Annotated in this window: 9 protein-coding genes; 6 read left to right on the top strand and 3 right to left on the bottom strand. The window is 65.8% G+C overall.

Annotation, left to right across the window (positions count from 1 at the left end; genetic code table 11):
* Positions 1-90: 90 nt before the first annotated feature.
* Together BRA471DRAFT_RS27895 and BRA471DRAFT_RS27890 are read right to left on the bottom strand one after the other, a co-directional pair.
* Positions 91-1,758 carry a SulP family inorganic anion transporter gene (locus BRA471DRAFT_RS27895; RefSeq protein WP_007613443.1) on the bottom strand — a complete coding sequence of 556 codons (1,668 nt, stop codon included), beginning with the start codon at positions 1,756-1,758 and terminating at the stop codon, positions 91-93.
* 304 nt (positions 1,759-2,062) lie between these two features.
* Entirely contained in the window at positions 2,063-3,547 is a 1,485-nt protein-coding gene (locus BRA471DRAFT_RS27890; protein ID WP_007613442.1) for a caspase family protein, read from the bottom strand.
* A gap of 194 nt (positions 3,548-3,741) precedes the next feature.
* Here BRA471DRAFT_RS27890 and BRA471DRAFT_RS27885 point away from each other — a divergent pair, with 194 nt between their 5' ends.
* From BRA471DRAFT_RS27885 to BRA471DRAFT_RS27870, 4 genes are read left to right on the top strand one after another with little or no spacing between them, the layout of a single operon-like run.
* On the top strand, positions 3,742-3,957 hold the full coding sequence (locus tag BRA471DRAFT_RS27885; protein WP_035974343.1) for a hypothetical protein: 216 nt from the start codon (positions 3,742-3,744) through the stop codon (positions 3,955-3,957).
* A gap of 18 nt (positions 3,958-3,975) precedes the next feature.
* Entirely contained in the window at positions 3,976-5,007 is a 1,032-nt protein-coding gene (locus tag BRA471DRAFT_RS27880) for a TRAP transporter substrate-binding protein (protein WP_007613440.1), read from the top strand.
* Positions 5,008-5,014: 7 nt separating this feature from the next.
* Positions 5,015-6,880 (top strand): TRAP transporter large permease subunit, encoded by a 1,866-nt coding sequence (locus BRA471DRAFT_RS27875; RefSeq protein WP_007613439.1) that lies wholly within the window; start codon positions 5,015-5,017, stop codon positions 6,878-6,880.
* 12 nt (positions 6,881-6,892) lie between these two features.
* Positions 6,893-7,870 (top strand): hydroxyacid dehydrogenase, encoded by a 978-nt coding sequence (locus BRA471DRAFT_RS27870; protein ID WP_007613426.1) that lies wholly within the window; start codon positions 6,893-6,895, stop codon positions 7,868-7,870.
* Positions 7,871-7,877: 7 nt separating this feature from the next.
* Here BRA471DRAFT_RS27870 and BRA471DRAFT_RS27865 read toward each other — a convergent pair whose 3' ends face one another.
* Positions 7,878-9,044, bottom strand: coding sequence for an ABC transporter substrate-binding protein (locus tag BRA471DRAFT_RS27865; protein ID WP_007613425.1), 1,167 nt, complete (start codon positions 9,042-9,044; stop codon positions 7,878-7,880).
* Between the two features lie 318 nt (positions 9,045-9,362).
* Here BRA471DRAFT_RS27865 and BRA471DRAFT_RS27860 point away from each other — a divergent pair, with 318 nt between their 5' ends.
* Complete coding sequence (locus tag BRA471DRAFT_RS27860; RefSeq protein ID WP_007613423.1) at positions 9,363-11,753, top strand: EAL domain-containing protein; 2,391 nt, start codon at positions 9,363-9,365, stop codon at positions 11,751-11,753.
* A gap of 258 nt (positions 11,754-12,011) precedes the next feature.
* A complete protein-coding gene (locus BRA471DRAFT_RS27855; RefSeq protein WP_088931182.1) occupies positions 12,012-13,304 on the top strand; it encodes an MFS transporter in 1,293 nt (430 codons plus the stop codon).
* Positions 13,305-13,409 lie beyond the last annotated feature (105 nt).

Here is a 13,409-nt window from a genome sequence, read left to right as displayed (position 1 = left end):
CATCGAATCATAGCAAAGCGGCTACGGCAAATGCCCGTTTAGACGAAAGATTCTCACCCTCTCAGGATGAGGATCGAGTGCGGAGCAGGACTATCTCACCAGCTTGCGCACGGCCTCGTCGACGCTGTGGAAGACGTTCTGCCGGGGCAGCGCCTCGAACAGTTTGAACCGCTCGAACGCGTCCTGCGCGCGCACTGATTCCAGCCGGGCCAACGCGACCGTGACGCCCTGTTCGCTGCATGCCCTGAACACGTCGAGCAGGATCTGCGCGGCGGTGAAGTCGATCTCGACCATGCCGCTCGCCTCCAGCACCAGCAGCTGCGGGGGCGTCGTGCCGAGCACCTTGGTCACGTCGCTGCGAAAGCCGGGCGCGTTGAGGAAGGACAGCGGCGCCTGCAGTCCGATTACGGCGACGCCGGCGATCCGCTCGCCGGCGATGTGAGGATGCGCCGGCCACCAGATTGTGGTGCCCGGCACGCGCTCGAACTCGACCAGCCGCGCGCGCGTCGTGCTCCAGATGCCGTGCAGCAGCGACAGCATGATGCCGAGGAACGCACCCTGCTGGATCGGCAGCACGACGATCAGCGCGGCGGTGGCAGCGATCAGCAGGAATTCGCTCGGGGATTGGCGAAAGATCGTGACGATCTGCTTCACGCGGATGATGCGCAGGGCGACGAACAGCAGGATGCCGCCGAGGGCTGCGTCCGGAACGTGCTGCAGCAATCCCGTTCCAAACGCGAGCAGCGCCAGCATGATTGCAGCCGCGGCGAGGCCCGCGAGTTGCGATTGTCCGCCGGTCTCGGCGACGATGCCCGTCCGCGGCGGGCTGGCATTGACCGGAAACGCGCCGAACAGGCCCGACAGTACGCTGCCGGCACCCGCACCGAGAAAGTCGCGATCGACATCGGCCGGCTTGTCGGGATCGGACGGGAACGAGCGCGTCGTCGCCGCAGTCTGCACCATCACCACGACCGTGATCACGAACGCGAGCGGCACGAGGCGGATCCATTGCTCCGGTGCAAGCTCGGGGAAGGTCGGCCGTGGCAGCGTTCCCGGCACGGCGCCTACGACATTGACGCCCTTGCTCTCGAGGCCGAGCACGATCGTGGCCAGGGTCGCGGCGACGAGCCCGATCAGCGCGCCCGGGATTTTTGCGCTGACCTTCTCGGCGACGAAGACCACGGCCAGCACACCGAAGCCGATGCACAGCGTGAAGGGATTGCTGCGGCCGAGCTCGCTTGCGAGCACACCGATGCGATCGAGCGTCGGCCCGGTCGGCGAGCCCAGACCCAGCACGCCCGGCAATTGCGAGACGATGATGTGGACGGAGATGCCGGCGAGGAAGCCGACCATGACGGGCACGGACAAGAGATTGGCGATGCCGCCAAGGCGGAAGGCGCCTCCGGCCAGCATCATCGCGCCGACCATCAGTGCCAGCGCGATCGCGAGCCCCTGATACTCAGGTGAGCCGGCGGCGGCCAGCGCCGCCAGACCGCCGGCGAAGATCGGCGTGATCGTGGAATCGGCGCCGCAGGACAGGAAGCGGTTGCCGCCGAGCATCGCAAAGCCGAGCGACCCCGCCATGAAGGCGAAGAAGCCGATCTGCGGCGCGAAGCCGCCGAGCCGTGCGGTCGCCATCTGCTCGGGAATTGCGATCGCCGCGAGCGTCAGGCCGGCCATGAGGTCGCCAGGTAGCGAATAGGACGCAAGCGAGCGGAATAGCGGCCATGCGCTTCGGGCGCGAGAGTCGTGCGGCATCGTGCTGAAGTCCCCGGAAGGCCTGCGTCGAACGTCGAACGATCAGACTACAGCATTTCCGGATCGGAAGGCGGCGGATGGCGGATATCCGCAACTCTCCCGTGTCCCGGACGCGCTGCAGCGCGTAGCGTTGCTGCGCAGAGCCGGGCCCCAGGATGCTGCACATTGCGCTGTTGCATGGGCCCCGGCTCTGCAGCGCACCGCCGAAGAGCGCTGCGCTGCGTCCGGGGCACGGGAGCCGCATCAACAGAAATGTCCGCAAGCCATGGGCTCGCGGACATCTCTCTCGACGTGGGCGAAAGCCTCAGTACCGGCCGCGGTCGTTGTGATAGTCGCCGCCGCGGCCGCCACCCATTCCCATGCCAATCCCGATCCCGACACCGATGCCTTGCATGATGGCGCCAGGCGGCGGGCCGCGATCCGGTGGCGGCGCGCGCTCGTAGATCACCTCATCAGGCGGCGGCCGGCGCTGCCTGGGCGGCGTGTCGACCACCTTGCGCTTCGGCGGCGTGTCGTCGACGCGCTTCTTGATCACGGGCGCGATTGTCGGGTTGACCGGCGAGGCCGGCGTTGTGGGTGTCGAGCACGGGCAGGTCGGCGCCATCGCGACGGCGACCGGGGCGGGAGCGGCCGCGACCGCGGCAGGCAAGACATAGTTGCGGTTCTGCACGCGGAGCAGCAGCCTGCGTGCGGTCGCAGCCAGGTCGCTGTTGTCCCAGTTCGCCAGATACGCCTCGAACGAGGCGCGGGTGTTGATCGCGGTGGCGCGCTCCCACGCCAGCATCTGGCGCTGGCGTTCCATGATCGTGCGCAGCCGCGGCGTACGTGTATCCTGAGCATACAACTCGATATAGGCCTGATACGCAGGCACGGTGTCGTCGGTGATCACCATCTCATAGGCGACCATGGCCGGCTTGCCCTGCAAATCCTTGCGCCAGTCCTCGAGGCTGCGCGTGCCGCCCGCAAGTGCCATGGAGGATGCGCCAGGAACCGCAGTCTGAGCGCTGCTGTCGCCCCCGAAGAACTTAAAGTCGGTCGTCAGCGACGAGCTTTCCCAGGGGATCTGGCGTCCGTCGGTCGATTGCGCCACGGCGACGCGAATGCGCTTGAACACTTCCTCGATCGGCAGATTGGGCTGCTTGGCGACGGTCAGCGCCGCGGTGGTGTAGGGACTGTCGATGCCGGAGCCATCCTCGGCTTCGGAGCCCGGCGAGGTCGAATAGGAAATGAAGGAGCCCGGCGCGCCGGCCTTGGTGTCGACGATCGCAAGCCCGTGTCCGGCGCCGCTCAGCGCCGGGAACGGATTGTTGCGGCAGGCATCGAGCATGAAGATGCGGGCTCGTGTCGGCAGCGCGCCGAGCGTGTTGAGCAGGTCGTTGAGCCGCACACCCTGCAGCGGAATGTCGGCTTCGCGCTTGGGGTCGAGATCGACGGGAACGAGATAGTTCTCGCCGTCGATCTGGAGGCCGTGGCCGGCGTAGAACACCAGCGCGACGGTGTCGGCGCCGCTGGCGCTGACCTTGCCGGCGAAATCCGAGATCGCCTGACGCATATCGTTCTGCGCCAGATTGGATGCCGTGGTGACGGTGAAGCCGGCATTGCCGAGCAGTTCCGTCATGCCCTTGGCGTCGTTGGCCGCGTTGGGCAGTTCCGGCACGGTGCGATAGGCCGATTGACCGATCACGAGTGCGAGCCGCGCTTCGGCCGCGGCCTCCGTCGGAATCGTCAATTGCGTAAGCGCGAGAAGACCGGATGCTAGAAACAAACTGCGAAGAATTGGACGGCGCATGGTGTCACCTCCATCGGCAATGCGCGCGATAATGTCACCTTTTCTAGGTGGCCGCCATGCGTCCGTCTGTGCACTGGATCACGTTGAGCTGCGGCAAAAAGGGGCAGGGGGTCTGCCAGAGCTGGTGCGGCATCGTTCTGGAGCTATCCATGTGAATCGCGCATTGATCCATGCGCCAATTGGATTGATCGCCGATGTCGCGCGAAAGCATCCTCGCGCACAATCGGCCCGATGCAGGTCTGGGCGAGAATCCCGCAAAAAACACGGTTGTTTCGCCGCGCGCTGAAGTCGTCGATCTTCGCGACATGCCGCTTTGCAACGGCCGGCCGCAAGTCTTGCCTGCGCCGTCGCTTTGGCCATACAGTCCGCGCAACGGGCTGCGGCAACGTCCGCGGCGCGAAAAACAATAATCGGGGAGAGACCGCACCATGTCCATCGTGCCCGTGAACCGTCGCGCGTTCATCAAGTCGTCGACGGGACTTGCCGCCGGCCTCGTGTTTTCCCCCGCACTCATCGGCCGCGCCGAAGCCGCGACGTTGAAGCTGAAATGCTCCTCCTCGCTGCCGAACGATCCCAAATTCGCCAACGGCCGCGTCTATTACGACAATCTCGTGAAGAGCCTGAAGGCGAACGGCCTCGGTGAGCAGGTCGAGGTCGCGTTCTTTCCCGACAACCAGTTGGGTCAGGAAATCGATGTCATCAACTCGGTGAAGCTCGGCGTCATCGACCTCATGGTGTCGGGCTCGTCGATCTCGGCCAACCTGGTGCCGCTGGTCGGGACCTTCGATCTCGGCTTCCTGTTCTCGAGCTTCCCGCAGCAGACCAAAGCGTTCGATTCGGGCGCCGCCAAGCCGATCGAGGACGCGCTGCTCAAGGGCAGCAACATCCGCATCATCGCCTGGGCCTATAATTTCGGCTCGCGCAGCGTGCTGGCGCGGAAGCCGGTGAAGACGCCGGAAGATCTCGCCGGTCTCAAGATCCGCACGCTGCCAAATCCCGTCATCACGGAATGCCTGCGCCTGATGGGAGCCGCCGCGACGCCGCTGGCGTTCGGCGAAATCTACACGGCATTGCAGGCCGGCGTGCTGGACGGGCTGGAGCACGATCCGCCGACCATCCTGGCCAGCAAGTTCTTCGAAACGGCGAAATTCTATGCACTCACGCAGCACAATTTCTCGCCGCTCGCGATCTATTTCAGCGACGCGACCTACAACCGCATGGATCCGAAGCTGCGCGAGGGTTTTCTCGATGCCGCGAAGAAGGCCGCGGCCGACACGCGGACCCACGGGCTCGCCGTCGAGAAGGAGGCGCTGTCGGCTCTGACCGAAAAGGGCGTGACGGTGGCCGAATGCGACCGCGAGGCGTTCAAGAAGCGCGTCGCGCCGCAAATCGAGAACTTCATCAAGGCGCGGCCGGACTCCAAGGCCGTCATTGACATCATCCGCGCCACGCAGGCCTGACGTGGCAATGACAGCTGCCGTACCTCTCTCGGGCGGCCGCCACGGGAGCATCGCCCTGCTGCTTCGCGTCAGCGACGCAATCGCGGCCGTTTTGCTGGCCGCGGATCTGGTCGTCGTCTGCGGTTCCGTGGTGCTGCGCTTCTGCTTCAACGCGCCGGTGGAGTGGTCCGATGACGTGGCGCGCGGCCTGATGGTCGGCTCGGCCTTCTTCGGCGCGGCGAGCGCGCTCGCGCGCGGCGAGAATGTCGGCGTCTCCTTCTTCCGCGACCTGGCGCCAGTCCGGCTGCGCGCGCTGGTCGATGCGGCCAGTGCATTGCTGGTGGTGCTGATTTCGGCCTATGTCGCCTACAATGCCATCAAGCTCGGCTCGCTGACGGCGGGGCAGACCACCGGGTCGGGCCTGCCGCTGGAGCTGACCTTCTACCCGATGGGCGCCGGCGCGCTGTTCATGACGGTGTTTGCGATCGACCAGCTCTGCGCCAGGCCGCTTCCCGATATCGTCAGAGGTCTCGTTGCGGTTGCCGTCGTGACCGGCCTCTATCTCGCCTGGGATTATCTGTCGCCCGCCACGGTGCCCTCGGCGGGCACGCTGATGCTGATCGGTTTCTTCGCGACGTTGGTCGGCGGGTTGCCGATCGGCTTTGCGCTGGCGCTGGCCGCGCTGATCTTCATCTGGGTCGAGGGCGCGCTGCCCGGCGTGATCTTCGCCCAGCAGATGGCGCGCGGCATCGACAATTTCGTGCTGCTCGCGATTCCCTTCTTCATTCTCGTCGGCTACCTCATGGAAGCCAACGGCATGTCGGTGCGGCTGATTGAGCTGTTGCAGCGCGGGGTCGGGCGCATGCGCGGCGGTTTGAACGTCGTGATGGTGGCCTCGATGGTGCTGTTCTCCGGCATCTCCGGTTCGAAGATGGCTGACGTCGCGGCGGTCGGCTCCGTGCTGATTCCGGCGGCGCGCCGCTCCAAGCAGAATCCGGGCGGCGCGGTGGCGCTGCTCGCGGCCTCCGCCGTGATGGCGGAGACCATTCCGCCATGCATCAATTTGATCATCCTGGGCTTCGTCGCGAACCTGTCGATCGGCGGCCTGTTCGTCGCAGGGCTGTTGCCGGCGGCGCTGATGGCGCTGGCCTTGATCGCCGTCTCGATCATCTTCGGCAAGACTCCGGCTGAGACTGCGGCTGATGCCGAGGAGGTCGCGCCGCAGATGCCGGTGTCGGGCCTGTGGAGCGGCGCGATCGCCTCGTTCGGCCTGATCTTCATGATCTTCTTCGGCTTCAAGAGCGGCTTTGCCACCGCGACCGAGATATCCGCCTTCGCGGTGGCCTATGCGCTCGTCGTCGGCAGTGTCGTGTTCCGCGAGCTCAGCTTTACATCGGCCGCGCACAGTTTTGTGCAGGGGGCGACGCGCGCGGGGCTCGTGCTGTTCATCGTTGCCGCGGCGCAATCGCTGGCGTTCACGCTGACCCTGCAGCAGGTGCCGCATGCGGTCGGCGATTTCATGCTGGGATTGTCCAAGACCAGCGGCACCTGGCTGTTCATCCTGCTCGCGATCGGCGTGCTGATCGTGATGGGCTCGGTGCTGGAGGGCGCGGCCGCGCTGATCATCTTCGGGCCGTTGCTGCTGCCGGTGGCCGTGCAACTCGGCATCGATCCCCTGCATTTCGGCGTGGTGCTCGTGATCGCGATGGGCATCGGCCTGTTCGCGCCGCCGCTCGGGCTCGGGCTCTACGGCGCCTGCCTGATCGGCAACGTGCCGATCGAGCAGACTGTGAAACCGATCATGGGCTATCTCGGCCTGTTGTTCCTTTGCCTGCTCGTGATCGCGTTCGTGCCATGGCTCAGCACGGCATTGCCTCGCGCGTTCGGCTACTGAGGGAGTGTTGCCGTGAAAGTCCTGCTGGCCCACACGCCGGAGATGCGCCGCAATTACTACGGTGATCGCAGCCTGAACGGTTTGCGCGCGGCCGCCGAGGTGATCCTGCACGAGAGCGAAGAGACGCTGGTCTCAGCCAGCCTCGTGCGCGCTGCGCAAGATGTCGACATCATCGTGGCCGATCGCATGACCGAGGGACGCGGCGAGATCTTTGCGCAACTGCCGCGTCTGCGCGCCTTCGTGCGTTGCGCCGTCGACATCCGCAATGTCGATGTCGAGGCCGCCTCGAACGCCGGCGTGCTCGTGACCCGCGCCGGGCCCGGCTTCGTGCAGGCGGTCGCCGAGCTCGCGCTCGGCTTCATGGTCGATCTTTCCCGCGGCGTGTCCCGGGCGACGGCCGACTACCACGCCGGCCGCGAGCCGGAAGCGCGGATGGGCCGTCAGCTCGCCGGCAGCAAGATCGGCATCATCGGCTATGGCAGCATCGGGCGTTACCTCGCCGACATCGCCAAGGTGATGCGCATGGAGGTGCTGGTCGCAGATCCGTTTGCGGCCGTGAGCGACAGCGCCATCCGGCAGGTCAGTCTCGACGAGCTCCTCGCCGCGTCCGACTATGTCCTCTGCCTTGCCATCGCCAATGAGCAGACCGAAAATCTGATCGGCCAGGCGGCGCTGGCGCGCATGCAGAAGCATGCGGTCTTCATCAATCTCTCCCGCGGCAATCTCGTCGACGAAGCGGCGCTGGCGAAGGCGCTGCTCGAGAATCGTATTGCGGGTGCCGCGATGGATGTCGGCCGCGCGCCCGACCAGATGCCAAGTCCTGAGCTCGCGAAGCTTCCCAACGTCATCGCCACGCCCCATGTCGGCGGACTGACGCCGCAGGCGATCGAATATCAGTCGCTGGAAACCGTGCGCCAGGTCGAAGCGATCGTCAAAGGCGAGATCCCGCAAGGCGCCGTCAACGCCGAGCGCTGGACGCGCCGGCCGTGATCCGGCTCTACAGCCGGTCCACCGCTTTGAACGTCCCGTCCTTCTGGATCACCGTCAAAAACACTTTTGGTGGCGCGTCGAGCATGCGCATGCCGACCGTGATGGTGCTGCCGCTGATGTCGAAGCGGCCGACATCGTTGATGGCGCGCAGCAGGCCCGCGCGCGTCGGTTGCGGTCCGGCTTGTTCCAGCGCCGCGGCCGCGAGACGGCCGGCGATATAGCCTTCGAGCGACACGAAATTCGGCGTCAGCGCCGGGTCGAACGCCGTCTGCGCCGCCTGGTAGTCGGCGACCAGCTTGAGCGAGCGGTCCCAGGGAAACGGCACGACCTGAGAGACGACGACGCCTTCGCCCTCGGGGCCGAGCTCCCGGGCGAGCGCCACGGCCCCGACGAAGGAGATGTTGACGAAGGTCGGACGAGCGCCGCTGCGGTGCGCGAGCTTGATGAACTCCGCGCAGGGACCGTAGGTCCCGACCATGACGATTGCCTCGGGTTCGACGCGCTTGATCGTGCGCCAGGCCGAAGCGACCGCGCGGGTGTTGCGCTCGAAGGTGCCTTCGGCGGCGAGCTCGAGGCCGCGTTTGGCAAGCGCGCGCTTCACGCCGGAAAGACCGTCGCGCCCGAAGGAATCGTCCTGGTAGAAAATGGCGATGCGGGTGAAATGGCGATCCTCCGTGAGGTGCTTGACCCATGCCTCGGCCTCGGCGCCATAGCTCGCACGGATGTTGACCACGTTCGCAAGCTCGAGGTCGCGCAAGAATTCAGCGCCGCTGAACGGACCGATGAAGGGCACGTTCCTCGCGCTGGTGATCGGTATGGTCGCCACCGCGGTCGGCGTGCCCACCGCGCCGATCAACGCGAACACCTTGTCCTCCTCGATCAGCCGCAGCGTCTGCGCCGCCGAGCGGTCCGGATCGTAGCCGTCGTCGCGGCTGATGAGCTGGAGCTTGCGGCCGTGGACGCCGCCCTTGGCGTTGACCTCGGTGAAGGCTGCGACGATGCCCTGCCGCATCCGCTGCCCGAGTGCGGAGGAGGGACCTTCGAGCGCTGCGGCCTGGCCGAACAGGATCGCATCCTCGCTGACGCCGATCTCGTCGGCTTTCGCCGGGAGCATGGTTGCTGCCAGGAAGACGACGGTCGTGACGAGGCATGTCGCAGATCGAGATCGATACATCAGGAAAAGTCTTGCCGGGTGCGGGGAGTGGTTTCGGGAAAGCTATCTCCGCAGGATGAATCGGCGATGTATCGGCTGCTCCGTACTACTCCGGGGAAAACCGGCAACTTATTGCGACAAAGTCCGCATCATCCTGCATTTCATTAACTAAGGCGGGTCATGCGGAACAGCCGTGTTCTGAAATTGTGCAGTTCTTAACCGCGGTCCTGTTCCGATAGTGGCTCCGGCGGCTCAACCAGAGGTTCGGTCGATCGGGAAGAGGGGACGGCGGTTTCTGGAATGGGCGGTCGGGATCAGAACGATCAGGATCGGAGGCGTATGACCGGATGGTGGCGTGCCGCGCCGCTGCTCGGGCTCTATCGTCCTGCGCTCGTTGCGGTCGGAATCGGTCTTTTGTTCTCGGTGGTGGCTGCGGCCGCCGTGGCGCGATGGGAAGGCCGCGTCAACAAGATCGAGTTCGAGAACGCGGCCGAGACCGAAGTGATCGTCATGCAGAACGGCATGAGCGAGTACATCTCCAGGCTCGTCGCGCTGCGCACGCTGTTCGAATCGACCAACCAGGAGATCACCCGCAGCGAATTCGAGACCTTCAGCGCCCGCCTGTTCGAGCGCCATCCCGGCATGCTGCGCATCTCCTGGGTCCCGCGCGTGAACCGCAAGGAGCGCGCCGAATACGAGGCCGCGGCAATCACGGATGGCGTGTCCGGCTATCGCATCAAGTCGCTCCAGGGCGATGCGTTCGCGACCGCGCCGCAGACCGACGAATATTTTCCGGTGCTCTACTCGACCCAGCCGAAGACGTCTCCGGTCTACGGCATGGACTACGCGACCGTTCCGGAGCGCCGCGCGGTCCTCGAGCGCGCGCGCGACACCGACCGCGTCTCGGCCATTCGCACCCGCCTCTACGAGCCGAAGGCGGGCGGCCGGTTGCCCGACGTACTCGTCGCCATTCCCGTCTACGCCAAGGGAACGTCGCGCGACACGGTCGTGGACCGGCGCCGCAATCTCGCCGGCTTCGTCGTCGGCGTCTTCGACCTGCCGCTGCTGATTCAGTCCATTCGCGTGACGACCGGGGCAAGCCCCGCGGTCAGCGTGAACGTCTATCCGCCGTTTACGGGGCAGATCGTCGGCCTGGAGGACATGCTGCCGGATTATTCGTCGGCCCCAACGGCGCCGCAGTCGATGCGGGACGTCGCGCGCGCCCTGCACTGGTCGGGCAATCTCAAGATCGGCGACATGGATTGGCAGGTGCGGGCGGTTCCGGCTGCCGGCGGTCCGCTGGAGACGACCTACGATCGCGCGGGCGCGGTGCTGATCGTCGGCATGCTGCTGACGCTGTCGCTTTCGACCTATCTCGTGCTCGCAAGCCGCAATTCGCAGCGGCTGTCGCTGGCGAACCGGCGGGTGCTCGAACTCGCCCAGACCGACATCCTGACCGGATTGCCGAACCGCGCCTTCTTCCTTGCCCGGCTCGACGAGCTCAATGGCCGTTTGAAGGACGGCGGTCCGACCTTCTCGATCCTGATGCTCGACCTCGACCGCTTCAAGAACGTCAACGACTCGCTCGGTCACGGTGCCGGCGATGTGCTGCTGCGTCAGGTCGCACAGCGGCTGAAATCGGCGCTGCGCCCCAGCGACGTGCTGGCCCGGCTCGGCGGCGACGAATTCGCCGTCATCCAGGAAGCTTGCGAGGATCAGCGCGTCTGCTCAACCGAGCTGGCGGGGCGGATCGCCAAGCTCGTGGCCGAGCCGTTCCTTCTTCCCGGACACCGCGTCGAGATCGGCACCAGCATTGGCATTGCGATCGCGCCCGATCACGGCAGCGATCAGGAGCAGCTGCTGAAGAAGGCCGACCTTGCGCTCTACCGCTCGAAATCGTCGGGCCGCAACTGCTTCACCATCTACGACAAGGCGATGTCGGCCGAGCTCGAGGCGCGCAGCACGCTGGAAGGCGATCTGCGCGACGCCATCGCGCGATGCCAGCTCGAGGTGCACTACCAGCCGTTTGTCGACGCCCTCAGCGGCGCGCGGCGCGGCTTCGAGGCGTTGGTGCGCTGGCGGCATCCGACGCGCGGCTTGATTGCGCCGGACCAGTTCATCCCGCTTGCGGAGGAGACCGGGCTGATCGTGCCGCTCGGCGAGTTCGTGTTGCGGCGCGCCTGCGCGGACGCGGCCGGCTGGCCGTCCGACCTCGCGGTCGCCGTCAACCTGTCGCCGATCCAGTTCAAGGAGGCCGAGCTGTTCGAGATGATCAGCGCGGCGCTCGCGGATTCCGGGTTGCCGCCGCAGCGGCTGGAGATCGAGATCACGGAATCCGTGCTGCTGGAACGTGGCGTCGAGAACCATGCCTTCATGGAGCGGCTGAAGAGCATCGGCATCGCGCTCGCACTGGACGATTTCGGCACCGGCTATTCGTCGCTCAGCTATCTGACCGCGTTCCCGTTCGACAAGATCAAGATCGACAAATCGTTCATCCGCAACCTCACGCATCAGCCGCGTAGCTCCGCCATCATCTCCTCGATCGTGACGCTGGCGCGCGGGCTGGACATGTCGGTCACCGCCGAAGGCGTCGAGACCCGCGAGGAGTACGAGCGGCTGAAGGCGCTCGGCGTCAATTTCGCGCAAGGCTATCTGTTCGGCCGCCCGCACCCCATCGAACGCATTTTATTCGACGCGCCGGTCAAACCGTCCCAGCGCGACGCCGCCTGAGCGCGCGCCTCGTCCTTCGAGACGACCGCTTCGCGGTCTCCTCAGGATGAGGCTAGGCGGCATCGGTGCCTGTTGAACTGCTGCCGTACACTCCGTCCTCATCCTGAGGAGCCCGCCTAAAGCGGGCGTCTCGAAGGATGGCCGCGGGGAAACCGCTCTCGAATGCGATCGCGCTCTCGCTCAACGGGCATGCGCGAAAAACGCTTGACCCGGGCAGTCCCGGATGGTCGGAAGGACCGTCCAGGGATGAAATACACAATGCGGCTTCCGTTCTTCTACGGCTGGGTCGTGGTCGCGGTGACCTTCGTCACCATGGCGATCGGCGTCAACGCGCGCACCGCCTTCTCGCTGTTCTTTCCTCCCATCATCTCCGAATTCGGCTGGGAGCGCGGCGTCACCGCGGGCGCCTTTTCCTTCGGCTTCGTGGTATCCGGCATGGTCAGCCCGCTGATCGGCCGGTTGATGGATCGCGCCGGCCCGCGCGCGGTGATGGAGCTCGGCGTCGTTCTGATGGGTGGCGGGCTGCTGCTCGCGCCGCTCACGAGCGAGCCCTGGCATCTCTATGTCACCATCGGCGTCATGGTCGGCGCCGGCTCGGTGTGTCTCGGCTATTCCGGCCAGTCGCTGTTCCTGCCGAACTGGTTCATCCGAACGCGCGGCCTCGCCATCGGCATCGCCTTCGCCGGGGTCGGCATCGGTTCGGTGACGCTGCTGCCGTGGGTGCAGCACATGATCGAAGGGACCGGCTGGCGCACCGCCTGCACGGCGATGGGCTTGATGGTCCTGATCGTGCTGGCGCCGATCAATCTGTTCCTGCATAGGCGCCCCGAGGATATCGGCCTGCGGCCTGACGGCGATGCCGCGCCGGCCGCAGGCGCCGCAAAACCCGTCTCCAACATCGTCGATCCCGTCTGGGCCGGGACCGAATGGACACTCCGGAAAGCGGTCGCCACGACGCGGTTCTGGTGGATTGCGCTCGGCTATTTCTGCGGCCTGTACATTTGGTACGCAGTGCAGGTGCACCAGACCAAATTCCTCCTCGACATCGGCTTCAGCCCGGGTGTTGCGGTGTGGGCGCTCGGCATCGTCAGCCTGCTCGGCATTCCCGGCCAGATCCTGCTCGGCCATGTCTCCGACCGGATCGGGCGGGAATGGGTGTGGGCGATCAGCTGCGCGGGTTTTGCGATCTCTTTCGCCGCGCTGATCGCACTGAAATTCCAGCCGTCATTGTGGCTGGTCTACCTCATGGTGTTCACGCAGGGCGCGCTCGGCTACGGCCTGACCTCGATCATGGGCGCGGTGGTCTTCGAGATTTTTCAGGGCAGGCACCAGGGCAGCATTTTCGGCACGATCATGCTGGCGGCATTGGCCGGCGGCGCGGCCGGTCCCTGGGTCACCGGCTTGCTTTATGATCGGGCCGGCGACTACACGCTCGCCTTTGGCGTTGCCATCATCGTGAGCGGATTGTCGGCGCTCTCGATCTGGCAAGCCGCGCCGCGCAAGGTGCGCGCCGTCGCCGGCAAGCTTCCGGCGGGCGCAGGTGCCGAATAGGTTCCGTACGCACCGAATTACCTTCGCGTCTTTTGCGGAACGTTAAGCATGTCGCGTCTTGGCGCGGTGCGAGCGGACTGCAAAAACGTCTTGGACACCATCGCG

Origin of the sequence: Bradyrhizobium sp. WSM471, from assembly GCF_000244915.1 — a bacterium.
Lineage (GTDB): Bacteria > Pseudomonadota > Alphaproteobacteria > Rhizobiales > Xanthobacteraceae > Bradyrhizobium.
Note: the sequence above shows the minus strand (reverse complement) of the source record. Positions and strands in the feature narration are given on the sequence as shown.